Here is a 24,788-nt window from a genome sequence, read left to right as displayed (position 1 = left end):
CTTTTTTGATTGAGACTACCCAATGCAGCAAATGCACTTTGAAAAACAGTTGATAGACCTTACTCAAGCAGACCTTATACGCATTCAAGCCCTAAAGTGCGTTGCTGAACTCTGTCTACCTGATTGTTATATAGCAGCCGGATTTGTGCGAAATTTAGTGTGGGACTCATTACACCACCAGTCTGAAGCAACACCGTTAAATGACGTTGATGTCATCTATTTCGATAGCAGTGAATCAAACTCAGACCGCTACCTCGAATATGAACAACAACTAAGACTACAGATGCCGAATCTAAACTGGCAGGTTAGAAACCAAGCATTGATGCATACTCGAAATGGAGATGCACCATACCGAAATTCGGTTGATGCGATGGGCTACTGGCCGGAAAAAGAAACCGCCGTAGCAATTAGACTAAACGATAAACTTGAATATGAATGCGTTTCTGCATTCGGTTTAGATTCACTGTTTGACCTAAAAATATCTCACAACCCTGCGCGACCGAAAAAACTATTCGTGAGTAGAGTTGAGGGAAAAAACTGGCTTGCAACATGGCCCTTACTTAAAGTGACGTTCTAAGCTTGCTCTCGCTCTTGCAACCACACATTTAGCGCTTCAACAGGAATGGGTTTAGAGAAGTAATAACCTTGGACACAGTTGCAACCGTATGAGCTTAGCATCATGTGTTGCTCTTTCGTTTCGACCCCTTCTGCTACCACTTTAATTTGGTAAGTCTCTCCGATTGCCAAGATAGCTTTGATCAATGCATTGCTTTGCGCGTTGTCCGTTAAATTAGCGATAAAGCTCTTATCAATCTTTAACTCGTCAATAGTGAACTGATTAAGATGGCTCAAGCAAGAGTAGCCAGTGCCAAAGTCATCCAGTGAAATGCTGAATCCATGTGACTGCAATCGAGCAATGATAGGTGTCACTCTCTCCAAATCATGAATAAAAATACTTTCCGTTACTTCAAGCATTATTCGCTTGGTGGTTATTCCAACCTCTTCCGTGATCGCAAGTAGACTTTCAACAAATCCGTCGAGCAGCAGCTGTTTAGGAGAAACATTGATAGAAACATTTAACCCCTCACCGCCATTACCCGGTAAATGGCAAATATCTTCACAGGCTTTCCTGAACACAAACAGCCCTATTTCGTTGATCATTCCATTCTCTTCTGCAAGAGGAATGAAGACATCCGGTGGAACAAATCCGTGTTTTTTCGAATTCCATCGGACTAAGGCTTCAACACCCACCGTTTCTCCGCGTGCAGTGCATATTTGGGGCTGATACACCACGCTAAGTTCCTGACGGCGCAGCGCATGTTTTAGTTGTTGTTCAATTTGATACTCATCTTTGATCTGTTGATTAATCTCATGATCAAAGAAAAGGATGCTGCCTTTCTTATTTTGCTTAGAACGGTAAAGGACCATGTCTGCATTGGTGATTAAGGTTTCTGCGCTATCACTGTCACATGGATACATACTGACACCGATGCTGCAATCGGCTGTCAGTAAGCGTCCATCAATGATCAAAGGCTCATCGAACACGCTTTTGACTGCCGATGTTTTCGCGATCGCATGCTGCTTGTCGTCTAACGCTGGGAAACAGAAAATAAACTCATCGCCACCGAAACGAGCCACTGAGTCTTGAGGTTCAAGCAGTGATTCGAACTTACGACTTAAGCACTCTAAAAGCTTGTCACCCACAGAGTGCCCATAAAGATCGTTAACTTTTTTAAAGTCATCTAAATCCAAGAAGATAACGGCAAGCTTTTTCTGGCTATCTTTCGATTGTTCGATTCCCGTTTCAATTTGCTCTATCAGAGCAGAGCGGTTGGATAACCCTGTTAGTGGGTCATGCAGCGCCATATACTGCATTTGGTTTTTGGACTCTTCTAAGCGTTCAAAGTCATCGGTAATCCGTTGTTGGAACTTGCCAAAACGCTTCACAATAATATGGCTTGCTACAAAGCTCAGTCCAACCATGAGCAACGTTGAGGCTAAGCTAATAAGAACGAGGTTAATTAACTGCTGGTTGTGGCTGTCTTCAAGTATCTCTTGCTGCTTCTCTATGTAACGATTAACTTCGTTGATCGGAAACGAGGCCCCGATATACCAGCCCCAAGGATTAAACTGCCTCAAATAGGCAATTTTGGAATTTGCGCTGACTTGTTCAATTGGAGGCTCAATGAAATCGCCTTGCGCGAAATCACGACGAGTGAGTTTCTGCCAAGCTTTAGCCAATTGACCGTCGAGTTGATAAACATTCTTTCCAACCAAATCAGAGTTTTCATGCACTAAAATGACGCCATCGGCATCAAAGATAAACACCTTTTCTTCTTGGTTAGATTGGTAATCAGCAATACTTGTAATCAAGGCGGATTTTACGTCTCCCTCTACATCAGCTACGTATTCACCCGTTCCTATAAACCAGTCATACGGCTCAAAGGCTTTACCAAAACCTATCTTTTCAAATTCTTGTGTGGCAGGGAAGCCCGGCTTTTGGTACCACCAGCGATAAAAAGCTTCTCCGTCATTCTGCTGTATCAGCTTGATATGCTCTCTTAAGATATAGGTGCCTTTAATATCGACAGCATTCCACGCCGAATTACCTTCTATCTGCGGCTTAAGGGCGTGCATTACGTTGATACCGTCCATCTGAAAGATGAAGAAGTAACCTCGATTATTATAGAAGCGAATAGGCTTGAGGGCATCAGAGATCATTTTCTTGATCTCTGATTTATTTTTATTCGGGTTATTTTGGAAGATACTTACGGCGATTTGATGAGCTTCATCAACTCTTTGCTTTGCCTGACTTTTTAACTCTGATACCGTTTGTGCCTGACGATAAACAACTCGGTTGTAAACCTGCTCCACTTGCTCAAAGATCACTTGCTTTTGGTGATCCAACATATTGCTTCGTAACGATTCAACACTAAGGCGTGCTTTTTCCTTACTGTCGCTGATAAACACCAACATGATGACAGTCGCAAACAGAGCAACAATCAAGGTGGGTACATATCGAATTAACAGCACCAGTTTTCTATCGTTAAGAGACGCCAATTCCAACAACCATAAATATTATAGATATATTTAATAACTATACTTCAAACTATCTCCCACAATATAAAACAGTACTAAAGTTGAGTGCTTGGTTAACTTTTGAACTAGAAAAGAGAACTCCATCAAACTCAAGATTGCAAATAACATCTTGTATTGTAAGGAATGTTGCCGTCCATCAACTCTCTCTATAAATCATTTACTACCTAATTAAGACACCTTTGCCTGCTTCAGTTCATCGCCACTGCTATTCAACTTTATATTGAACAACACTAACAGGATGAGCGCAGCCAAGGTTCCACCTAAGGAGACATATAAGGTACTGTAATAATTGTATAGTTCACCGACAACGCCGACAGAAAGACTCGCTACTAGCATGCTGATATTTAGCATATTGGAGAACAAAGTTGATGCTGTTCCTAATCTATCTCGCATCATGTCTTGCAGAACCACCATGCCCAATGTGGCGCAAATACCGATAAAGAACCCATTCAATAGTTGAGCAGCTAACATGGCCTCAAAGCTTGTGTTGGTCAGCATCACCGCATAAAAAAGCGTACCACTGGTAATACCCATAAGCAGTAGTTTTACTGTCCCCACTTTCTCCGACAAGCGCCCAGCCCAAAGCATCACAGGGATCTCACATAGTGCGCCAGCACCAAATAAAAAGCCCAACCAGTTAGGGTCAACTTGTAACTCTTGCGAGAGATAAAGAGGCATACTGGTGATATAAAGATTGTTAGCGCCAAAAGCGACAACGAGCACTAGGCAATATAACGAAATCAAGCCACCTTTGCCTTTCGAACTCGGTTTTGTCAGGTCTTCTTCTAACTCTTCGGCAGCCGTTTTACATGAAGGTAAGAAAAACATGATCACTAAGATACCGACAGCGACAATGACAGCAGATGTACTAAATGCCGCGCCAAAACCAAAGGTCGCTTTAAGCATAAAAGCGATAGGCGGTCCGAACACCCACGCAATGGCAATACCTGCACGCATGGTCGACAGGAATGTTGTGCTATCTTCAACGTTATCATCCGCGTACTCGCGCCCCATGGCGAATAGCTGTCCAAACGCCGCACCACCGAAGCTGCCAAACAGTGTGGCTATTGTGACCCCCATCCAATAGTCTCGGATAAAGATAAAGCTCACTACGGTCACCAAGTAACAGGTCAACGATACAACTAAAATCGTTTTTCGTTGCCAGTTCTTGTCAGATTGAGCAGCCAACAGCTGTGAGACGACAACGGAACTCACGACTGCGAGTACCATATATAAGCTCAGCATCATTGGCGAGGCACCAAGCTGTTCGACGATAAATAAGCTCGAAAGTGGGTAAAAAAACGCACCACATAAGCCTGTTACAAATGCGGTGAAAATAAATAATAGAGCAATTTTATCTTTGTACATGATGAGCCAACTCGTGCGATGTAATGTCTTTAACTTATCGCTAGTTTAATCAAACCGATGCCTATCAATTGATAGTATTCGAGCCACCTCTAATACTATTCCTTCAATATCTCTTTTGTTTTTGACGGTTAAAGTCATCTGGCTTAGCCTAGGCGCAGACAAAGGGGCTTATTGATGAAACCATTTATAGAAAATGTACTCAGCGCACCAAATTACGACTGGCTGGTGCGAGAATTTCATTGTCGTGTGAAGAAAGAAGAATTTGCTTGTTCATGGCACTATCACTCTGAGTACGAGTTGGTTCTTTACCTTGATCCGGAGAATGTCTTTAACGGCAATTATCTTGCAGGCGATGCAATAGGCCAAGTCCATAACAACACGCTTCTACTTTATGGGCCAGGGTTACCTCATATGATTACAGGCAAGCTTGCAAGCAGTGTAGAAAAACCGCACAGCTCTATCATCGTTTGGCTTAAGCATCACTGGATTGAGAGGCTTCAGTCAACCATCCCCGAAGCACGAAATATCAAAGCGCTACTAGAAAAAGCGGCGTTTGGTATCAAGTTCAGTGACGATACTGCGCAAAAAGTGGCGCAGCTGTTGATTGGAACGGAATCGCTTGAGCGCCACTACCAAGCTTTAAAAGTCATGGAAGTTCTTATTCACTTAGCGGATGATTTAGAATCCCAGAAACTTTCTACGACGCCTTATCGAATTAGCCAAATCTCTGATAAGGATGCCCATCAGAAAGTGGAAAGAGCCACACAATATATCGAAAATCACTTCCACGAACCGATCAAAATCTCTGATGTGTGCCACGCCCTCCACATCAGTGAAAGCTCGGCATATCGGTTATTTGAAAAGCACTTTGGAGTCAGTTTCTCCGATCACTTAAAGCTATTTCGAATTGGCAAAGCGTGTGAACTGCTTGCCAGTACCCAGTCTCCAATCGCGTTGGTCGCGGAAAAAGCGGGCTTTTCTAACCTTTCTAATTTCAACCGCCAGTTCCGCGCCGTTAAGCAGATGACACCCACCCAGTTTCGGGCTCGGTTTAATTAGGGCAAGATGGAACTTGCCCTGCTAGGAACATGATTTAAAGATTGTACTTCGACAAATCTGGACGCGTCGCAATCGCTTGTTCGACTAATGCAATCACTTGCGCCCGTTCTTCACCTTTAAGCAGCTGACGAGGAGCACGGACTTGCTCGCTGCCTCGGCCACACACTTGTTCCGCCAGTTTGATACATTGAACCAAAGTTGGAATCGTATCTAAACGAAGCAGTGGTAAGAACCAACGGTAGATTTCTAACGCTTCAGCATAGCGCCCTTGGCTTGCCAGTTTATAGATAGCAACAGACTCAGCAGGAAATGCGTTGGTTAAACCAGAAATCCACCCCGTCGCACCAAGCATGAGAGATTCCAGTGCGATATCATCAACGCCACTGAAGACAGTAAAACGTTCGTCGAAACGATTGTACAGTTCAGTAATACGACGCGTGTCAGTGGTAGACTCTTTAACCGCAACAATACTTTCACATGCTGCAAGTTGTTCCATTAGATCAAGATTCACATCGACGCCATAGGAAACTGGGTTGTTGTAAATCATAATTGGCATTTCAGGCGTAGCTTGCGCTAAAGTGCGGTAGTAGTCCACTGTTTCGCTATCCGATGTGCGGTAGACCATTGCAGGCATCACCATGCAGCCATCGATACCTATTTTTTGCGCATCTTGCATGTAATCAATCGCCGCAGTGGTTATCGACTCTGCTGCCCCCGCAATCAATGGCACTCTATCTGCAACCACTTCTCTCGCTGCCGCGAGAACCTGACGCTTCTCTTCAGGGTACAGCGCGCAGTTTTCACCGACCGTCCCCAAGCAAATAATGCCATTAACGCCATCGTTAATTTGGTTATCGATTACAGTTTGAGTGGCGTCGAGATCAATGCTCTGATCTTTACGAAACTGAGTACTTACTGCAGGGTAGACACCTTTCCAATCTACGTTCATCTTTACCTTCCATTTGTATATTGTATGCAATTTAAGTTTACAGTCGAAACTGCAATTAAACGGGGATTTCCCCTAGTTAAAAAATCTCTTTTTCCTGTAGCACAAACTTTACTGCCGCCAGATCAGCAAGAGCACTACCTACTGATTTATATAAGGTTATTTCCTCTTCATTACTGCGACCTTGATGAATTTGTTTACACAGTTCAGATAGCTCTGCTCGTATATTCTCGGCTGCAAAAACCCCTTCTTCGATAGGAATAAGCAAATCACCCGCTTCTGCCAACACATTAATTTTGCTATCAACAAACACATTGGCCCTTTGAACTATAGTGCTGTCACATTCGCGCTTGTCAGAGTCGTGATTACCAATTAGATCGATATGAGTTCCTGGTTGAACCAGAGCGCCATTAAACAGAGGCTTATCTGACCCAGTGACACATGAAATGATATCCACTTGATTGAGAACTGAATCGACATTTTCAATGACTTCTAACGTGAACTGATGAGAGTTGGGCAGCGACTGATACTCATTGCTCGTCAAAATAGTATCGAGAGTTTGACGTGCTTTTTGCTCATCGCGCCCCCAAATCAGCACTTTGCGTATCGGACGAATGGCTGAATAGGCGTAAGCGATGTAGGGAGCAAGATTACCTGTTCCACAAATGAGCAGGGTTTCAGCATCACGCTTTGCTAAATAATCGGCAGCAAGGGCTGATGCTGCGGCTGTGCGCCAATAGGTAAGAACTTTGCCATCGAGCAAAGCCAGAGGTTCACCATTAGAGCGATCAAAGGCGAGAATTTTCGATTCTAAGCTGTCTTTGCCTTCGATGTAGTTATCTGGAAAATAAGTAAACGCTTTTACGGTGATCAGCGATTCACTCCAAGCAGGTAACAAGGCAAACGCATCGTATTTATCTTCCTCTAAAGGCATCACGTTACGCTGTGGAATAGTTGCTTGCTCTTGGTAGGTTAGTCGCATTGACTCAATCAGCCCTACCATCGAAAGGCAGTTGACTATTTGCTGTGCGTCTAAGTTAATCATCTCTCGTTCCTTTTGCATTTTTACTGCAACCTTTTGTTAACATAATATGTCTGTATATTTTATACAATATTTAATTTTAAAATTTTTTAGCAAAAGCGACTTAGCGCAAATGGTGAAATATCAAGCGATGGTTCACGCTGTCGGTTTAGTTCACTGATTAGGTCTGCAGTGATGGCCGCTTGGGTAAGACCAAGGTGTTGATGGCCAAAAGCAAACAGGATTTTTCCATCTTCTACGCTGTCGATAACGGGCAAAGAATCAGGCAATGAGGGGCGGTTTCCCATCCACTTTTCACCATCGGACTGAAAGGATAACTCCGACTTTAGAAGCCCTTTTGCCAACTCTTTAAGCATGGTCGCACGTTTCATATTCGGGGGTGAGTTCAGCCCTGCATACTCAACCGTACCCGCTAACCTCAGTCCCTCTTCCATAGGCGTCATGATGAATTTTCTATCCGCTGAACTGACAGGAAAAGGGAGAGCATTTTTAAGCTCTGGCACCATTAAGTGGTAACCTCTTTCTGCTTGAAGTGGTACCTTAATACCGGTAATTCTTCTAACCAAATCGGTTGACTCAGCACCAGTGGCAATGACAATTTTGTCAAACGAGTAGCTTTCATTTTCCGTTGCGACAATACCCAACTCACCATCAAAAAATGCCTCTTCCACTTGCTCTTCTACCAAGCTCCCTTGTCGAAACTTAAAAGAAGATTCAAGCTCAACGCATAGCCTATAAGGGTTTAGGCTATGGCCAGCATCTGGAAAAAACACGCCAAACTTTACTGATTCAGAAAGTTGAGGGACTCGTTCGCGCAGTTTCTCTTGCTGCCAAACTTGGCACTCCACCCCGTGTTCTCGCAAGCTTTTTAGCGTCGCACGATACGAATCAAACAGCCGCTCACTTTCAAATGTCAGCAATGAACCATCCATCTCGATTAAGTGTTGCAACCCGACTTCCTCAAGCAGCGCGAACCAACTTTGCATTGCGCACTGATTAAGTTGGGTCAAGGCTTGAGTGGATTGCTTGGTCGTTTTATCTCTCGCATTTAGTAAGAAACGAATCATCCAAGGGGTGGTTTTGTGAATGTCTTGAATGCGTATTGAGACCGGGCTATGACGAGACAGAAGCATCTTTGGCAGTTGAGGCAAAAGTGCTGGTGTCGCAAGCGGAAAAACTTGCTCGGTCGCGAAGTGTCCAGCATTGCCTTTCGAGCATCCTTGCCCTGCTCCACGCTTATCGAAAACCGTCACGTTTTCACCTTCAAGTTGTAACTTCAGAGCAATGCACAAGCCAATTATCCCACCACCAATCACTGCAATATTTTGCGAATCTGCTGAATTGTTGTTCACCATTTATTTTGCTCCTTATCACGTTTCAAAAACAAAATTGTATAAAATATACTTAACATCACGATAACATCCAAATTCACCACTTCAACCAATTTCTTATTCAAGGAGCAAGAAATGAGACAAGGAACCTTCTTTTGTATCGATGCCCACACCTGCGGCAATCCTGTTCGGCTAGTAGCAGGCGGTGTTCCCCATTTAGAAGGCAAGACGATGAGTGACAAGCGTCAGTTTTTCTTGGAGCACTATGATTGGATCCGTCAATCGCTGATGTTTGAACCTCGCGGTCATGCAATGATGTCTGGTTCAGTCGTTCTTCCTCCTTGCAGTGAGAATGCTGATGCTTCGATTCTGTTTATCGAAACTAGCGGCTGCCTACCGATGTGCGGGCACGGCACGATCGGTACAGTGACATCGGCCCTAGAACATCGTTTGATTAATCCGCGCGTCGAAGGCAAGTTGATCCTCGATGTTCCGGCTGGTCAAATTGAAGTGCATTACCAACGCGATGGCGAGAAAGTCACCTCTGTGAAGATCTACAATGTTCCTGCCTACCTAGCCCATCAAGATGTCACCGTTAACGTGGAAGGGCTGGGTGAAATAACGGTTGATGTTTCTTATGGTGGCAATTACTACGTCATTGTTGATCCACAAGAAAACTATCAAGGGCTTGAACACTACTCATCAGATGAAATTCTAATGCTTAGCCCTAAAGTTAGACAGGCGGTTTCACAGGCCGTCGAATGTATCCACCCTGAAGATCCAACCGTATGTGGTGTGTCTCATGTTTTGTGGACAGGCACACCGACTCAGCCAGAATCTACCGCACGAAATGCCGTTTTCTACGGTGAAAAAGCGCTCGACCGCTCACCATGTGGTACAGGAACCAGCGCGCGCATGGCGCAGTGGTATGCCAAAGGAAAACTCAAACAGGGCGAAGATTTTATCCACGAAAGCATTATTGGCAGCTTGTTCACTGGCCGTATTGAAGGTATCACTGAGGTCAACGGGCGCGCGGCCATACTGCCAAGCATCGAAGGGTGGGCTCAAGTCACTGGACACAACACCATATGGGTAGATGATCAAGACCCTTACGCATATGGCTTTGAACTTAAATAACCCGAATCGAATTAGAACAACTAGGAACCCGTTATGAGTACCGCAACTACTTTTTCAGCCATAAACCCTCAAACACAGCAGCCCTTGCAAGGGGTATTCGCCGAGCATTCTGACCAAGACGTTGATCTCGCGATTACTGCTGCTCATGAAGTAGCAAAAGCATATAGGCAAACCTCTCCCAATATACGTAGCCAACTGTTACAGACCATCGCCGACTGCTTAGAAGAGGATCGCCAAGCGATTGTAGAAAGAGCGAATCTTGAGTCAGCCCTCCCGCTTGCAAGACTTAATGGTGAGCTAAGCCGCACTACAGCTCAACTCCGACTCTTTTCCGATGTAGTGGAAGGAGGTCTTTGGCAGGAGGCAATATTTGATACTGCTAATTCATCTCGCGAGCCTTTACCTAAACCCGATATTCGCCGTCAAAACATCGCCTTAGGTCCTGTTGCCGTATTTGGTGCTTCTAACTTCCCCCTTGCCTTCTCAACTGCTGGTGGCGATACAGCTTCTGCACTTGCGGCAGGTTGCCCTGTGATTGTAAAAGGCCACCCAGCCCACCCTGGAACCAGTGACATCGTCGCTAAGTGCATAGCAAAAGCACTCAACATCGTAAACTTGCCGCAAGCCGTTTTTGCTCTGCTTCAAGGAACTACACACGAGCTTGGGCAGGCTGTGGTAACGCACCCTGCAATTAAAGCGGTCGGATTTACTGGATCCATTCATGGAGGTCGAGCACTGTTTGATCTCGCTCAGCGAAGACCAGAACCGATTCCTTTCTACGGTGAACTAGGCGCTTCAAACCCTGTCTTCATTCTTTCGAATCGAATGAAGAGTGGCGCAAAGTCTTTGGCTGAAGAGTATGTAATGTCGATGAATATGGGCTGCGGTCAGTTCTGCACCAAACCCGCGGTCGTCTTTGTCGCAAAAAGCACTGCAACCGATGAGTTCCTAGCTGCCGTACGCGAAGGTATTACCGCTCAGCAAGGGCAAACCATGCTCACCGCTGGCATTAGACACAATTATCTAGAGCAAAGTGAGCTAAGAGCACAACAAACAGGTCTTACTCGCACACTATCGTCAGCGGAACAAGGCGTACCGTCAATGCTGTTTGAAACCACCAGCGAGAAGTGGCGCTCAAATCCTCAGTGGCAAGAAGAGATTTTTGGCCCCCAATCCATTGTCGTTTTGTGTGAAGACGACCAAGATATGCTTGAACTTAGCCAAAACTTAGCAGGTAGCCTTACCGCGACCATACAAGCAGAACCCAACGATCATCCGGTCGCAGCTCAACTATTGTCTGAGTTAGAAGAAGTCGCAGGTCGTATCGTGTTTAATGGTTGGCCAACGGGTGTCGAAGTCAGTTATGCCATGGTACACGGCGGCCCTTACCCTGCTTCGACTATGCCCGCGAGTACTTCTGTCGGCGCAGAGGCGATTAAACGTTGGCTACGGCCGGTCGCTTATCAATCAGTGCCTGAAGAGTTATTGCCTCAAGCACTGAAGTCGACTAATCCACTAAATGTACGTATGAGCGTCGATGGGAAGTAAATCAGTGTAAAACGAAAAAGCCAACCTCGTTTGAGGTTGGCAAAATCTTACCAATCAGGTGATTTAGGGGGAAAGGTAAGATCAGGAGGTAGCGAGCACTCCGTGAATTTCAGATTTAATTGTATCTGACTGAGTACCAAAGATAGCTTGCAGGCTGTCACCTATCACTAGCACATCATGGGCACCGAGCTGCTTGAGTTTTTCTATATCGACATTGGCAATATCTTTTACTGATACTCTCAAGCGGGTTATACACGCATCAACAGACTTGATATTCGCTTTACCACCTAGCGCGGCAATCACATCAACCGCAATCTCATCGGGCTGGCCCGCGATTTTGACTTCTGCAATTTCAGTCTCACGCCCCGGCGTCTTGAGATCCAGTTTTACGATTAAGAAGCGGAACAAGCCATAGTATAGGCACGCCCAAATCGGGCCTATGATGATAAACATCCACGCGTTGGTCGACATTGGGTAGTACAAGAAGAACTGAATCGCACCGTGAGCAAAATCAGTACTGTGCTTGATCTCCAAGAACGCAGTAATAGCAAAGGCGATACCGGTCAAAAAGATATGAATGATGTACAGCGCTGGCGCAACAAATAAGAAAGTGAATTCGATAGGTTCTGTAATACCTGTTAGCCACGAGGTTAGCGCCGCTGACATCATCAAACCACCGACGATTTTCTTACGCTCTGGTGTTGCACAGTGGTAGATAGCAAGAGCCGCTGCAGGTAGCGCCCACATTGAATACATGAAACCACCAGATAGATAACCCGCGGTTTTATCTCCAGCAAAGAAGCGAGTTAACTCACCAGTGATCTCTTTGCCTGTCTCAGGATCAATGTAGCTGCCAACTTCGAAGAAGAAAGGCGCGTTCCATATGTGGTGCAATCCAACAGGAAGTAGTGAGCGCTCACCTGCTCCATAAACAGCCCAAGCCAAAACCGGATTCTGATAAGCCGCCCAATGGGAGAATGCATCTAACATTTGCCCTACTGGCGGCCAAGCAAACGCCAAAAATGCACCAACGACAATGGCACTTAAACCAGTAACAATCGGCACAAAACGTTTTCCGGCAAAAAAGCCAAGATACTCGGGTAAACGAATATCGTAGAAACGGTTGTACATTAGAGCTGCGACGGCACCAATGATCACCCCACCAAACACCCCTGTTTGCAAGGTGCTAACGCCCATAATAGTCGCATCCGTTTCAAAGCCTCTCAAACCAGTGACGATACCGAGCGAGGCGTTCATAATAATCAAACCGACTAAGCCAGCGAGTGCCGCAGCGCCATCATTACCTTTAGATAACCCAAGCGCTACGCCGACCGCAAACATCAGCTGCATATTGCCAAATACGCCATCGCCCGCCGCCAGCATAATCTTACTTAAGAACTCTGGAATGAAGGCGAATCCGGCATTACCTATCCCGAGCATCAGGCCTGCAACAGGTAACACCGCCACTGGCAGCATCAATGACCGCCCTATTTTTTGTAGTTGTCCAAATAAACTTCCAAACATGGTTCCCTCCTGACTTATGTCAGTCATTTAGTACCCGAGAAAGCCTCGGGTTTTGTGTTTCACGTAAAGTCAGGGAAATTTTATCGAGTCTAGAAATTTTGAAGGTTACAAAACACTGCCAGTTTGTAAGTGATGACTTACAAAAGTGTTGCTTCAAAATCTGAAAATTGCCTCGCCCTCGATTGAGAAAGAGTAAGCAAAAATGCATCATATTTGTGCGCACAAGCTAGGATGCATGACAATGGAAAACAAACAGATACTGGTGGTAGATGATAACTTAGAGCTAAGAGAAGCCCTATCAGACTACCTTGGCCGAGCAGGCTTTGAGGTCATTGGTGCTGAGAATGGTCAAGCGATGTGGCGCTTATTACAATCCAATCAACCCGATTTAATCATTCTCGATATCATGATGCCCGGTGAAGATGGCTTTACCTTATGCCAAAAACTTCGTCGTGACTCGCAAATTCCGATCATCATGCTCACTGCAGTAACCGAGGAGGCCGATCGAGTAGCAGGACTCGAAATGGGCGCGGATGACTACATCACCAAATCATTCAGCCCTCGTGAACTCTTGGCTAGAATAAAGACTATTTTAAGACGCAGCCAACACACCACTGAGGCGAAGCTAACCCGTAAAGTTATATTCAATGAATGGCAACTCGATACCGTCACTCGTCAGCTCACTCACCTAGATAACAAACATGTCAAACAACTCAGTGGCGCAGACCTCTCCTTGCTTGGTCTATTTATAAACAATGCTCAAGCTATCTTGTCGCGCGACGATATCGCCCGCGAGATATGGGGCAGAGACGCCGACCCGTTTGAACGAGGTATTGATGTTCAAATCAGTCGCCTCCGACATCATCTCGAAGATAAAGATCGCTCTTTGATCTTAACAGTTCGCAACAAAGGCTACATGCTGACAACGGACGTCCACTATGAAAATTAAAGCACTCAGCCAGTCGTTAGCCTTTCGTGCTAGCGCATTCTTGTTAGTGGTGATTCTTGCCGCGCAGCTATTATCTGGACTGATTTGGTATCAGCATGCCAGTGAGCGGGACAAGCAAGGGCTCTCCAATACCGTTAAAAGCTTAGCTTTAAGTGCCTCATCGACGATTTCATTTTTCCAGACGCTTCCTGCTGAATATCGCCACTTAGTCCTCAATCAACTGAGAAATATGGGTGGCACGCGCTTTTTTGTCTCTCTCAACAATCACCGTATTGATGTCCCGCCGATTGCTCAAAGCGAAACTAAAACACTGGTCGTCAATCAAGTCGAGCAAGTGCTAAAAAGCGAGTTACAAGGCGTTCCACAGATCGACGTTGAGTTTACTGAAAGAGAAAACCTGCGTGTGTTTAATAACGAGTTACCTATTGATGAACTGCCACTACTCTGGGCACATTACTCACTCTCGTTTGGGGATTTAGATCCGCCGATTCTAGTGATGCAAGTTGAAGTGGCCGAAAATGAATGGTTTTACCTTGCTGCCGTCCTACCCGCCCCCTATGTGAATCTTGAGACTAGCTATTTCGAGCTTAGAGAATGGTTAACGCTCTGTTTATCTGCCTTGCTACTTTTGCTCTGTACTTGGTTTATCGTTCGCCGCGAGATACTACCTATTCGCGAGCTCGCTAAAGCTGCGACCTTAATGTCGAGCAGGCTCGATGTGCCAAAAGTGAAGGAAAGGGGGAGCAAAGAGTTAAAAGCGGCGGTGAGAGCGTTTAACAAAATGAATCGTCGCATAGATAGCCATATTAATGATCGTGAAATGCTATTCGGCGCGATTTCTCATGATCTCAAAACCCCGATTGCTTGTCTCAAGCTAAGGGCCGAAATGCTTGAAGATAAATTAGACCGAGAGCGCTTTACTCGCATCGCCAACGACCTCGATCTTATGGTCAAAGGTGCCCTTCAATGTATAAAAGACACAGATATCCACGAGGAAATTGAACCTATCAACCTTAATGAGCTGATCCAACATATTACTACTTCATTTCCTCACCAAGCCGATAACCTAACGATCTTAGGACATACCGATAAACCCTTAGCAGGTAAGCCTTTAGCCATCAAACGCTGCGTTCAGAACCTAGTCGACAACGCGCTTAAATATGGTGATAAAGCTGAAATCACTTTGATTGAAGAGACCGAGCATGTCGATATACGGATTGAAGACCATGGTCAGGGCATAGAGCCAGAGCTATTCGAAAAGCTCTACCAACCCTATTTCCGCGCCAACACTGAGCATGAAGGCTCAGGGCTTGGCTTGACTATATCCCAGAGCATTGCCAAAGCGCATGGCGGCTCTCTCACCTTATCTCGGTCTCAGTTTGGTGGTTTATGCGCTACGTTATCTTTCCCAAGAGATTCGCTATGAACAAACTTGTATCACTATTATCCCTCCCTCTTCTCTCGTTACCCGTTTACGCTAACGTCGAGTTTCTTCATTGGTGGACATCGGACGGTGAACAGCAGGCGCTCAACGTACTTGAAAAACAACTCACTAGCCACGGCTTAGCACTGTCCCCAAGCCCAGTATTAGGTGGCGGTGGTGACAGCGCCATGACGGTTCTGCAAGCACGTGCCCTAGCAGGAAATCCTCCAAGCTTTGCTCAGACAGAAGGGCCGAGTATTAAATCTTGGGATGCAATAGGCATTCTTCATGAGGTCAATTCCGTTGCGCAGAAGCATCATTGGGATGAGACTTTGTACCCACTCGCGAGAGACATTAATAAAACGCAAAATGGTTACGTAGCCTTACCATTGACCTTGCATCGACTTAACTGGATGTGGGTTAACCATAAGCTTCTTAACTCTCTTGGTCAGCCTGTTCCCAAAACATGGCAGCAAATGTTCACCACTATGGAGCTCGCCAAACGAAATGGTATTAGCCCACTTGCGGTCGGTGAGCAGCCGTGGCAAATCGCCATGTTGTTTGAGAATTTAGTTATCTCAACGCAAGGCGTAGAGTTCTATACCAAAGCCATGGTTGAGCTACAAAAAGAGAGTATCGACAGTGAACCTTTGAGGCTTGCGCTGCAACAACTAAGACGAATAAGTTTACTGGTAGAAAACTCGCTACCGGACACCAAATGGGACACTGCTACCCGTGCGCTGGCTTCAGACCAAGCTTTGTTCCAACTTGGCGGTGACTGGATATTAGGTGAGTTAATGGCGAACAACATCAATGTACCCAATGATGTCGGTTGTTACGCCACACCAGAAAGTGACGGCGTATTCCTGTTTAACATGGACAGCCTTATCTTTATGGCGAGCAAATCCTTTAGCTTCTCTCAGGCCAATCATGCTGCTGATATTCTGGCGGACAAAGACTTTCAACGTGACTTTAATCAGATAAAAGGCTCTATTCCCGTTCGAGAAGATATTGATATCAGTGACTTCAATCCTTGTCAGATACAGTCATATCAGGATTTCCAAGTCGGAATAACCAATAACAAAGTCGTGCCGAGTATGATTGATTCGATGGCGGTTAACCCTGTGGCTCAGCAAGCGATCAACTCAGCCATTTTCCGCTTCTATCGCGACAAAGATCTTGAGCCAGATACGGTGATAAAACGCATTATTGCTATCGCAGAAAGCAATTAGATGATGGAGTAAGTGAAGCAGTCGCCAATGACTGCTTCATATTGCTAACAAGGTTTACATGATCCCTCTAGCGACACCGACGCGGCGCCCTTCTTCCATTTCCCACTGCACACCATACTTGTCAATCCAGTAGAAAAACGAAATCGGGAAACCATCTAGCTTCTCAGGGTGATAATCATCAGACGGATCAATCATCGCCACACCTTCTTGTTGCTTAAGGTATCTAAACACCGCAGTACAGTTCGAGACTTCAAGGGCAATATGTCGCGGACCACCTAGATCGTAGGTTCTTGGTTGAGGCGGGATTTCTGATTGACCTATCGGCTTGTGATAACGCATCAGCTCCAAATAGATCGATGCATAAGGGTGTTTAAGGAAAAGCACATCCAGTTCGACATCTTGGTCTGCCAGTCCAGCATCCTGATTGAACTCCGCCATTGAAACATTGCGATAATCCATCTTCTGGCCTTGGTCGTCGATAGCGCGTTCAAAGCCGAGTACCTTATGATAGTACTCAGCAGCACCATCAACATCTTCTACAATGATGTTGACGTGAGACAGTCCAAGAATAAAGCTGCTAATATCTTGCTGAGTAAGACGTTTGAATAATTCAGGTTCAGCGCTAGGAGAGATTTCGACGGCGTAATTAACCAACCTCCCCATATCTAACTGCTCGTTGCAGACCAAATATTCCTTGGTTTCACCCTTTTTCGTATCGCTAGGACCAGACTGAACCTGCACATGCCATTGCTTAACAGTAAACCACTCAGGATTCACGACATACGCGGCAGCAACCATATCGAACGGGATAAACCCTTTGCTTGAACCAAACAAAGTCGCCCACTCCAAAGCCCAGATACGAGATTCTTTTTCAAGATATTCTGCCAGCGAACTGCCGTTGCGCATCTTTCTTAGCTCGTGGAAATCAATCCAGATATCATCACAAACTTCAAACGGAATCAGCGTTAGTTGAACCTCGCTGTTTAGAACCACGTTAAACGCCGTTTCATCCACCTCAAAGTTAAGATCTCTAAATGGTCTCAGTTGACGCTTACTCGCTACAAAATGCTGCTCTGTGTTTCTTCTTCCAGCAACACATACCACTTCTTGAATGTTATCCACTAGCTCGGGGAAATGTTTGATTAACAATGCAATATTGGTTAATGCACCAATAGCTAGAATGGTCAATGGGCCTTGCTTTAACTCTTGAGCAAGATTTTTAACAGCTTCAGGTAACTCTTTGCCCTCCGCATCAGAATAGAAAACAGAACTCCCTTTAGATACCGTCAAACTGGTTGGTCCAAACTTGGCGGTAAACTGGGTAGCAATCTCGGTCGTCACTTCTATATCTTCTGAGTTGCCAAGGGTCGAGCTCAAGCCAACGATATCGACTTCCTGGCTACGGAACAAAACACCTAGCGCGTACCCATCGTCAACATCACAGGGGATCAAGCCATTGTAATGATCGATTGTAATATCCGTATCGATCCATGTTCGTTTTTGAGGCTGATTTAAGAAGTCTTTCGAATCAAGACTCTGCATAGACTCTCCTTTGTTTTTCCGTTTTTTAAGGGGGTTATTTCATGTAGATTTTGGGTAGTTTATTATTCAATGATTAGAGACTGGCTATACATCACCACATTACGGCCAGCCTCTTTGCCTAGGTATAGTTGCTCATCGGCTTTGACAATTGCTCGTTGGATACACTGATCTGATTGCTCAATCGTGACTTTATGCAATGTAGAAGATATAGGGATAGCACCGACAGATACAGTGACAACGTTATGCGGAACGTTTTTGCTATGCTCAATGTTTAAATCCTGAACAGCAACCTTAAGCTCGTCAACTCTTTGTTTCAGCTTACTTTCCCCTTTACTGGAAAGAATGAATACAAACTCTTCACCACCTAAGCGACAACCTAACTCATGTGGTTCAAGAAGAGAGTTCATGGCATTCGCAACATCAGTAAGGGCGTTGTCCCCTTCCGTATGGCCATAAGAATCATTGAACAATTTAAAATTGTCGATATCACATATAACGAAATAGACAACCTCGCCATTTTGCAAAGCTTGCTGCACAGCCTGCGCTGCGCGTTTCTGATATTTGAAGCGAGAGCCTATGCCTGTAAGAGGGTCAGTTTCAGTTTGGTTATGTAAAATCCGCAGTTGGTTTTTAATCTTAGTGATCAAGCTAGAGTATGAACGAGCCAGATCACCAATTTCGTCTGCTCTTTTTATTTCTGGAATCTTCGCCTGATCTATCTTTTCGATATCTTGCTTCATAGAAGAAGCTAAAACTTTCAGCGGACTAACTAACCAAAAAGTGACGAAATAGATAAGTAAGAATGAAATGACTAAAGCAATAAAGGCTTCATATAACACTCTCGCTAGCAGATCGCCCTTTATCTGTTTCAACGCAGCGGCATCGACCACAGCTCTGAAGTAACCGCCATTGTTATTGCGCAATTTTATCTGAACATGGAGAAGATCAGCACCTTCATCCAGGTAGTAAGTAGATTCATACCGCTCCTCAGGAATGGTTGGGATAGGCAGAGACTGTAACTGAATATTCTCGTTGATAACCGAGAGATCCACTTTGAGCTTATTGATCAGATGGTTAAGCTTCTTGATATGTACCTTATTTGTCACAGGTGTAGCAGCGAGAGTATTCTCGAGTGAACTCAGTTTATTGGAAAGCAATCGAATTTCATCTTCAGATACATCTAGCCTCCAGCCTCTACTCCTATCAATCGAATACCTGACCTTAACTTCGTGTTTTAGATAGTCGCTAGTACCGGACACTTCCGCATATTTTAAGTTGGGAATCGCTTTCAGGTTATCCAAAGTCGATTGCATAAGCAGGTTTGCATAATTTCGACCTGCAACTGAGCCGGAGAAGAAAGTATTGTAAGCAGCAAGATGACTGGCAGACATATCAGCAAGATATTCCACCTTGGTTGACCAATCATTTTGATAACGGCTGTATGACAGACCAAAAATGATCGATAGCACCAATACCAGATGCGAAATAAACAACATCTGGTTAATAGTTAGCCAGCCAAACAAGCGCTCACTCAATAGTGTTACTCTTTAGCTTCTGCATACATTTCTAGCACTGGCTCTGTACAGGTACCATTAATACAAATGTCTTTGTAGGTGGTATGGCAGCTAGCGCAAAAACTAGGCTCTAAAGATGGATGCATAGAGCTGATGTCTTTACCTTCTCGGTTGTAGCTTCCATAAAGTGGAAGTCCGCCAATATGTTCAGTCACCCAAATAATGCCTTCCACTTCTGAAACCGCGACAACAGTTGCTCCATCTGTATATGGACCATGCGTTTTGTATTGTTCTAACTTGCTTGGGTTGACTCTTATCGTCAGAGGCGAGCCTCTCCCTTCATTGATCCAAGCATATGCACGCACGGATTCTTGAATAAACAAAGAGGTATCTGGGGGTAAAACAGTATCAGCAGGGAGGTTCATCGACTCTTTCACCACTGGCCAATCTTCCCACCCCTCGGGGTAACTTGCACCTGAGTCCGCGTAGGCAATACCAATAGATGCAATTGAAGACACTGCACACAACAAAGCCACCATTAGGCGTTTGGAAACTTCCATATCAATCCTTTGAATTTATACTTATTACTTTCTGTTTCTGCACTCAATGAAACAGTGCTCAAGCCCTGAGCAATCACAGTCTGAGTAGCCAACCTGAAACTAAAGTTTATAGATCAGTTGAATATAGTAACGATATAGATATTAAGTGCAAATGGAATACGGAAAAATCAGTACTTACAAATAGATCTCAACGCTTTCTCACTGTTCAGGAGACACAAAAGTAGCCCCAATATATGGGGCTCAAATCTTTATGCTGAAGAGATTATTTGCAGGAAAGATAAAAACCGGCAGTAAACAGAAGGCTACAATGCTTCAAAGCTAACAAGATCCGCAATCTTCGGTAGCGATTCATTTTCACAAGACGCAAAAACACCTATCTGGAAATATGAATTGTTTATGCCAGTCACATAGGTGCTGTCACAAAAGTTTCCTTCATACACACCATCGTTATTTACTTGCATTAAAAGTTTTAGGGTTTGAACTTGAGTGTCATTCTCCGGAACTAAAGTGACATAGCCATTTTCTCTACGGTAAATTCGAGTACTACCCACAAAAAAGCTAGCTTCGCCGTCACCATCAGTAACTCTGGAGGTAGGAGTAAAGTAACAATCTCGACAAGTCTTCTTTTCTAGCAAGATATAAGAGTGATCAATATCATTTACGAATAGCATAGTGTTTAGATCGTGAACTGAGCCACCCACTCCGTCGCTATATTTATAGAACTCGCTAGACTCAAACTCTCCTATATATCGATATTGACTATCTATAAATATCTTTAGGTTCATAGAGTCAGAAGTTACAACGTTATCTACTCTATTAAGAGCATTAGATTGACAACCCGAGAGAAAAACGAAAGAGAATAGCACCAACAACACGCTAATGTTTTTCATAAAAATTCCATATACAACTAAAGTAAACTTCAATATTAACAATGAAATGAAATACACAAAGTATTTGATTCCAAAAACAGTAACTAAATCAAATCACAATGCTGTTATCGGAAAAATTTGACAGCCACTGTTCTCATCTATTGACCAATCCCCCAAAAAGAAACTGTTTTTGGAGCAGAAAGTCGCATTGCATCACTCAAATGGTATATTGAATACAATATTGCCAAAAAGAAATACCGGAGACTTGGATGTCGCAACAACCTGTTTTTAAGACTCGAACCCAGTTAGTGGAAGAAGCTATCCGCAGTAAAATTCTAAAAGGTGAGTTAAAAACTGGTCAGCCATTACGACAAGATGCGTTGGCAAAAGAGTTTAATGTTAGCCGAATTCCTGTACGGGAAGCCTTGATGCAGCTTGAAGCGCAAGGGCTAGTGAGTTTCGAAGCCCATAAAGGTGCAACGGTAACCGAGCTTTCGCCAGACAAAATCGACGAACTGTTTGAGCTGCGCGCTGTGGTTGAGTGCCACATATTGGAACGCGCGATTCAGAACATGACCGATGAAGACTTAGCAAGAGCTAATGAAATTCGACAGCGCTTTGATGATGTTGTTAATCGTGGAGACGAAGTCGAAGAGTGGAGCAACTACAACTATGAGCTGCACAAAGCGCTTTATGCTCCGGCTAACATGCCTGAAACCATGGATGTAATTTATAACCTTAACACTAAATGTGACCGCTACATTCGTATGCAGCTTCTTTTCACTGAAGGGACCGCAAAAGCAGATAAAGAGCATCAGGCGCTACTCGAAATGTGCCAGAATCGCGATATCGACGGCGCTAAGTATATGCTGAAAAAGCATATTTTAGAGGCTGGCGCTGCGATTCGTGACTTACTGCTTGAGCGTAATAACAATCAATAGAGTGAGTAAAAACCATGCATCTAGGTCCAGAGTTCTTATTGGCGGCGATCCGCCACAAGATTAAAGACGAAGGTTTGTGTTACAGCGAATTATCCGAGAAGACAGGTATACCGTTATCGACGATTAAGCGCCACTTGCACAACCCGTCTCTGGGGTTAGACAAAATCTTGCTGTATACCACTCACCTTAACACCGATTTGCAAGGCTTATCAGATATTGCTATCCAAATTCAACGCGATAACGAGCAGTTTCTATCAGATGAGCAAAACGCCTTGTTTGTCGAACATCCTTACCTGCTCGACTTTATCTATCTGGTTACTTCATGCAATAAAACCCCAGAAGAAATCGCCGAGGAGTACCAGCTATCTGATACCAGTGTGCGTTTTTATCTCAGTATCGCAGAGATGCTCGGATACATAGAAAACCTTGGAGATAAGATTTTCTATCGATCTGGTCGACGCTTCATTATGGAAGAAGGAACTGCGCTCGATACTCTATTTAAAAGACGCTTCGAGCAAGTTTCTATGGCGCATGAAACCCTATCACAAGTGTGCCATGCTCGCGTGCGATTAACCGCAGAACAACGGCTACAACTTGAAAAAGAAGTCGATCAAAAAATCGGCGAGATGCACGCAGCGAACAGCGCTAATGGGACAGGAGAGCTAACCAATGTTCTGTTTCGAAACATTCCAGGACAGCAGATATTCTTCTCTGATGATATACCCAACATAGATGGGGGGTTATTGAAAGAAGTTTCCGCTCGTTTCCGTCGCCAGTGATCTATTTTTGTTCAAAACTTACTGTGACCAAACACGAGTAATCTGTATATTGACCGCTCATTTATTGTTCAGTCTCAATTTCTAAGACTGCTAGTCTCTCTTTCTGCCACCTTGTTACAAACATGTTAATTATTGTTTGTTGGATTATTTTATACAATATACATTTCTCTTATCCCTTTGGTTAAAAGCTTACGCCTATACCGTTTACACAGTAAGCCTCCCCCGCAGTGTTAGGCCAAAGGGGTACTTCTATATGGACATAACGAGGAAGCTATGAAAGCCAAAAAACTAATCGCACTGAGTACCATCGCTGCTGCGCTATTGACTAGCAATGCGATAGCTAAACCCTTTCCTGTTGGAACGCAGCTCGCAGATAAACAAGAGATCGTGTTAAACAACGGAGCAGAAGTCACCTCCATAGATCCCGCAAAACAAGCAGCAGAGCCTGCATTTAACTTAGGCCGCGACCTGTTTGAGGGCCTAACAATCCAAGACAAACAAGGCAAGACGATTCCGGGAATTGCTGAGAGTTGGCAGGCCAATGATAACAACACTGTCTATACCTTTAAGCTTCGCCAATCTAAGTGGTCAAATGGCGAGCCTCTAACAGCACATGATTTCGTATATAGCTGGAAACGCCTAATCACCCCTGAGACAGCTTCTCCATACGCATGGTTTGCGGCAATTCCAGGCATAAAAAACTCACATAAGATTATGCAAGGCGAAGCGCTGGCAGATACCTTAGGTGTGCGTGCCGTTGACGACTATACCTTTGAGGTAACGTTAGAAAAGCCGGTTCCATTTTTCATCAAACTGCTGAGTCACCCCGTTCTAGCTCCGGTTCATCAAGCGACAGTAGAAAAACATGGCAATGCCTGGACACAACCCGAAAACATCGTGACCAACGGCGCATTCACAGTTTCAAGCTGGAAAGTCAACGAGAAAATGGTCATGGCTAAGAACGACAACTATTGGGATGCTGACAATGTCGTACTAGAACAGATCACTTGGTTACCAATAGGTGATGCAAACGTGTCGCTTAACCGCTATCTTGCAGGAGAAATAGATCAAGCCCTTTCAATTCCAGCTGCGCAGAAGAACAAGCTACTTAAAAAATATCCTGAGCAAGTCGCTGACACCAGTGCCTCTTTAGGATCGACGTTCTACTACTTGAACACGCAAAAAGGCCCAACCAAAGACCTTCGCGTTCGTCAGGCTCTGTCGTTTGCGATTGACCGTAACATCATTACCAAAGCGATTGCTAAGAATGGTGGCATCCCTATGTTCACTTTGGTACCACCGCAAACCGATGGCTTTAAAACTCACACACCAACATTCGCGACTTGGGAGCAAGCTAAGCGAGATTCTCAAGCAAAAGCGCTACTTGCAGAAGCGGGATACAGCAAGAGTAACCCACTTAAGCTGACCTTCACTGTCCCTACCTTCTCTAAAGATGTGAAGATGGCGACTGCAATGGCTGGTATGTGGAAGAGCAAGCTAGGTGCACAAATCGAGCTCAAACAGCTAGAGCCTAAAGTCTTCTATGCACTAAAAGATCCAGGCAACATCAGTCGCGGCGGCTGGACCGCTGACTACAATGAAGCATCGACTTGGTTAGATATTTTCGTCTCGACTGGCGAGTACAATGACTCTAAATACAACAACCCTGAATACGATCGTTTGATGGCAGAGTCTAAGAGCCTCAGTGACCCTTCGGCTGAGTACATTGCCGCAGAAAAACTTCTGATTGAGGATATGGCGATCATCCCAATGTACCGCAACGGAAACGACCAATACCTTGTTAAGGAGCATATCGGTGGTTACGAGCGCACCAATCCTGAGTCTTCATACTATCGCAAGAATGTTTACGTAAAGGCCCACTAATTGGGACGGTTTGCCCGCTACTCATCGGTAGCGGGATTTTT

General features: G+C 44.7%; 20 protein-coding genes. 10 read left to right on the top strand and 10 right to left on the bottom strand.

What is annotated here, in order from left to right; genetic code table 11:
* The first annotated feature begins 22 nt into the window (after positions 1 to 22).
* A complete protein-coding gene (locus ZX61_RS11380) occupies positions 23 to 577 on the top strand; it encodes a nucleotidyltransferase family protein (protein WP_049844741.1) in 555 nt (184 codons plus the stop codon).
* Here ZX61_RS11380 and ZX61_RS11375 read toward each other — a convergent pair.
* Positions 574 to 3,033 carry a bifunctional diguanylate cyclase/phosphodiesterase gene (locus tag ZX61_RS11375; RefSeq protein WP_235431331.1) on the bottom strand — a complete coding sequence of 820 codons (2,460 nt, stop codon included), beginning with the start codon at positions 3,031 to 3,033 and terminating at the stop codon, positions 574 to 576. The two genes, ZX61_RS11380 and ZX61_RS11375, sit on opposite strands and share 4 nt — an antisense overlap.
* 234 nt (positions 3,034 to 3,267) lie before the next feature.
* Entirely contained in the window at positions 3,268 to 4,467 is a 1,200-nt protein-coding gene (locus ZX61_RS11370; protein ID WP_049844739.1) for a sugar efflux transporter, read from the bottom strand.
* Between the two features lie 174 nt (positions 4,468 to 4,641).
* Between ZX61_RS11370 and ZX61_RS11365 the strand changes: the two genes are divergently transcribed.
* Positions 4,642 to 5,526: an AraC family transcriptional regulator gene (locus ZX61_RS11365; RefSeq protein WP_049844738.1), complete on the top strand. Its 885-nt coding sequence runs from the start codon at positions 4,642 to 4,644 to the stop codon at positions 5,524 to 5,526.
* Between the two features lie 34 nt (positions 5,527 to 5,560).
* Here ZX61_RS11365 and ZX61_RS11360 read toward each other — a convergent pair whose 3' ends face one another.
* The 3 genes from ZX61_RS11360 to ZX61_RS11350 all read right to left on the bottom strand — a co-directional run bounded on the left by ZX61_RS11360 (position 5,561) and on the right by ZX61_RS11350 (position 8,869).
* Complete coding sequence (locus ZX61_RS11360) at positions 5,561 to 6,475, bottom strand: dihydrodipicolinate synthase family protein (protein WP_049844737.1); 915 nt, start codon at positions 6,473 to 6,475, stop codon at positions 5,561 to 5,563.
* 76 nt (positions 6,476 to 6,551) lie between these two features.
* Positions 6,552 to 7,517: an ornithine cyclodeaminase family protein gene (locus tag ZX61_RS11355; protein ID WP_049844736.1), complete on the bottom strand. Its 966-nt coding sequence runs from the start codon at positions 7,515 to 7,517 to the stop codon at positions 6,552 to 6,554.
* An 86-nt stretch (positions 7,518 to 7,603) separates the two neighbouring features.
* Complete coding sequence (locus ZX61_RS11350; protein ID WP_049844735.1) at positions 7,604 to 8,869, bottom strand: NAD(P)/FAD-dependent oxidoreductase; 1,266 nt, start codon at positions 8,867 to 8,869, stop codon at positions 7,604 to 7,606.
* 111 nt (positions 8,870 to 8,980) lie between these two features.
* Between ZX61_RS11350 and ZX61_RS11345 the strand changes: the two genes are divergently transcribed.
* Both ZX61_RS11345 and ZX61_RS11340 read left to right on the top strand, forming a co-directional pair.
* Positions 8,981 to 9,982: a 4-hydroxyproline epimerase gene (locus tag ZX61_RS11345; protein WP_049844734.1), complete on the top strand. Its 1,002-nt coding sequence runs from the start codon at positions 8,981 to 8,983 to the stop codon at positions 9,980 to 9,982.
* Positions 9,983 to 10,015: 33 nt separating this feature from the next.
* Entirely contained in the window at positions 10,016 to 11,530 is a 1,515-nt protein-coding gene (locus tag ZX61_RS11340; RefSeq protein WP_049844733.1) for an aldehyde dehydrogenase (NADP(+)), read from the top strand.
* An 81-nt stretch (positions 11,531 to 11,611) separates the two neighbouring features.
* Here ZX61_RS11340 and ptsG read toward each other — a convergent pair whose 3' ends face one another.
* Positions 11,612 to 13,054 carry a glucose-specific PTS transporter subunit IIBC gene (gene ptsG, locus ZX61_RS11335; protein ID WP_082173464.1) on the bottom strand — a complete coding sequence of 481 codons (1,443 nt, stop codon included), beginning with the start codon at positions 13,052 to 13,054 and terminating at the stop codon, positions 11,612 to 11,614.
* 241 nt (positions 13,055 to 13,295) lie between these two features.
* Here ptsG and ZX61_RS11330 point away from each other — a divergent pair, with 241 nt between their 5' ends.
* From ZX61_RS11330 to ZX61_RS11320, 3 genes are read left to right on the top strand one after another with little or no spacing between them, the layout of a single operon-like run.
* Complete coding sequence (locus ZX61_RS11330; RefSeq protein WP_049844732.1) at positions 13,296 to 14,003, top strand: response regulator; 708 nt, start codon at positions 13,296 to 13,298, stop codon at positions 14,001 to 14,003.
* The gene (locus tag ZX61_RS11325; protein ID WP_049844731.1) at positions 13,993 to 15,429 is read left to right on the top strand and encodes an ATP-binding protein; all 1,437 of its coding nucleotides are present in this window, start codon (positions 13,993 to 13,995) and stop codon (positions 15,427 to 15,429) included. The genes ZX61_RS11330 and ZX61_RS11325 overlap by 11 nt, the downstream gene beginning before the upstream one ends.
* On the top strand, positions 15,426 to 16,658 hold the full coding sequence (locus tag ZX61_RS11320) for an ABC transporter substrate-binding protein (protein WP_049844730.1): 1,233 nt from the start codon (positions 15,426 to 15,428) through the stop codon (positions 16,656 to 16,658). Before ZX61_RS11325 ends, ZX61_RS11320 begins: the two co-directional genes overlap by 4 nt.
* A 54-nt stretch (positions 16,659 to 16,712) precedes the next feature.
* On the opposite strand, the gene ZX61_RS11315 is transcribed toward ZX61_RS11320, so the two are convergent.
* The 4 genes from ZX61_RS11315 to ZX61_RS11300 all read right to left on the bottom strand — a co-directional run bounded on the left by ZX61_RS11315 (position 16,713) and on the right by ZX61_RS11300 (position 21,164).
* Complete coding sequence (locus tag ZX61_RS11315) at positions 16,713 to 18,200, bottom strand: nucleoside hydrolase (RefSeq protein WP_049844729.1); 1,488 nt, start codon at positions 18,198 to 18,200, stop codon at positions 16,713 to 16,715.
* A 62-nt stretch (positions 18,201 to 18,262) separates the two neighbouring features.
* Positions 18,263 to 19,735 (bottom strand): diguanylate cyclase domain-containing protein, encoded by a 1,473-nt coding sequence (locus tag ZX61_RS11310; protein WP_235431330.1) that lies wholly within the window; start codon positions 19,733 to 19,735, stop codon positions 18,263 to 18,265.
* A gap of 5 nt (positions 19,736 to 19,740) precedes the next feature.
* The gene (locus ZX61_RS11305) at positions 19,741 to 20,253 is read right to left on the bottom strand and encodes a hypothetical protein (protein ID WP_235431339.1); all 513 of its coding nucleotides are present in this window, start codon (positions 20,251 to 20,253) and stop codon (positions 19,741 to 19,743) included.
* A 323-nt stretch (positions 20,254 to 20,576) separates the two neighbouring features.
* A complete protein-coding gene (locus tag ZX61_RS11300; RefSeq protein ID WP_049844727.1) occupies positions 20,577 to 21,164 on the bottom strand; it encodes a hypothetical protein in 588 nt (195 codons plus the stop codon).
* 248 nt (positions 21,165 to 21,412) lie between these two features.
* On the opposite strand from ZX61_RS11300, the gene ZX61_RS11295 reads away from it, so the two are divergent.
* From ZX61_RS11295 to ZX61_RS11285, 3 genes are all read left to right on the top strand, one after another.
* Positions 21,413 to 22,084, top strand: coding sequence for a GntR family transcriptional regulator (locus tag ZX61_RS11295; RefSeq protein ID WP_049844726.1), 672 nt, complete (start codon positions 21,413 to 21,415; stop codon positions 22,082 to 22,084).
* Positions 22,085 to 22,098: 14 nt separating this feature from the next.
* Entirely contained in the window at positions 22,099 to 22,863 is a 765-nt protein-coding gene (locus ZX61_RS11290) for a hypothetical protein (protein ID WP_049844725.1), read from the top strand.
* 273 nt (positions 22,864 to 23,136) lie between these two features.
* Positions 23,137 to 24,747 (top strand): peptide ABC transporter substrate-binding protein, encoded by a 1,611-nt coding sequence (locus tag ZX61_RS11285; RefSeq protein WP_049844724.1) that lies wholly within the window; start codon positions 23,137 to 23,139, stop codon positions 24,745 to 24,747.
* Positions 24,748 to 24,788 lie beyond the last annotated feature (41 nt).

This window comes from Vibrio sp. VPAP30 (assembly GCF_001188205.1).
Taxonomy (GTDB): Bacteria; Pseudomonadota; Gammaproteobacteria; order Enterobacterales; family Vibrionaceae; genus Vibrio; species Vibrio bivalvicida.
This window is presented reverse-complemented; position numbering and strand designations above follow the sequence as displayed.

What these genes read in the sequence shown, in the direction of transcription:
- ZX61_RS11380 (WP_049844741.1), top strand. Translation starts at nt 23, where the DNA reads ATGCAGCAAATGCACTTTGAAAAACAGTTGATAGACCTTACTCAAGCA.
- ZX61_RS11370 (WP_049844739.1), bottom strand. Translation starts at nt 4,467, where the DNA reads ATGTACAAAGATAAAATTGCTCTATTATTTATTTTCACCGCATTTGTA.
- ZX61_RS11365 (WP_049844738.1), top strand. Translation starts at nt 4,642, where the DNA reads ATGAAACCATTTATAGAAAATGTACTCAGCGCACCAAATTACGACTGG.
- ZX61_RS11360 (WP_049844737.1), bottom strand. Translation starts at nt 6,475, where the DNA reads ATGAACGTAGATTGGAAAGGTGTCTACCCTGCAGTAAGTACTCAGTTT.
- ZX61_RS11355 (WP_049844736.1), bottom strand. Translation starts at nt 7,517, where the DNA reads ATGATTAACTTAGACGCACAGCAAATAGTCAACTGCCTTTCGATGGTA.
- ZX61_RS11350 (WP_049844735.1), bottom strand. Translation starts at nt 8,869, where the DNA reads ATGGTGAACAACAATTCAGCAGATTCGCAAAATATTGCAGTGATTGGT.
- ZX61_RS11345 (WP_049844734.1), top strand. Translation starts at nt 8,981, where the DNA reads ATGAGACAAGGAACCTTCTTTTGTATCGATGCCCACACCTGCGGCAAT.
- ZX61_RS11340 (WP_049844733.1), top strand. Translation starts at nt 10,016, where the DNA reads ATGAGTACCGCAACTACTTTTTCAGCCATAAACCCTCAAACACAGCAG.
- ptsG (WP_082173464.1), bottom strand. Translation starts at nt 13,054, where the DNA reads ATGTTTGGAAGTTTATTTGGACAACTACAAAAAATAGGGCGGTCATTG.
- ZX61_RS11330 (WP_049844732.1), top strand. Translation starts at nt 13,296, where the DNA reads ATGGAAAACAAACAGATACTGGTGGTAGATGATAACTTAGAGCTAAGA.
- ZX61_RS11325 (WP_049844731.1), top strand. Translation starts at nt 13,993, where the DNA reads ATGAAAATTAAAGCACTCAGCCAGTCGTTAGCCTTTCGTGCTAGCGCA.
- ZX61_RS11320 (WP_049844730.1), top strand. Translation starts at nt 15,426, where the DNA reads ATGAACAAACTTGTATCACTATTATCCCTCCCTCTTCTCTCGTTACCC.
- ZX61_RS11315 (WP_049844729.1), bottom strand. Translation starts at nt 18,200, where the DNA reads ATGCAGAGTCTTGATTCGAAAGACTTCTTAAATCAGCCTCAAAAACGA.
- ZX61_RS11305 (WP_235431339.1), bottom strand. Translation starts at nt 20,253, where the DNA reads ATGGTGGCTTTGTTGTGTGCAGTGTCTTCAATTGCATCTATTGGTATT.
- ZX61_RS11300 (WP_049844727.1), bottom strand. Translation starts at nt 21,164, where the DNA reads ATGAAAAACATTAGCGTGTTGTTGGTGCTATTCTCTTTCGTTTTTCTC.
- ZX61_RS11295 (WP_049844726.1), top strand. Translation starts at nt 21,413, where the DNA reads ATGTCGCAACAACCTGTTTTTAAGACTCGAACCCAGTTAGTGGAAGAA.
- ZX61_RS11290 (WP_049844725.1), top strand. Translation starts at nt 22,099, where the DNA reads ATGCATCTAGGTCCAGAGTTCTTATTGGCGGCGATCCGCCACAAGATT.
- ZX61_RS11285 (WP_049844724.1), top strand. Translation starts at nt 23,137, where the DNA reads ATGAAAGCCAAAAAACTAATCGCACTGAGTACCATCGCTGCTGCGCTA.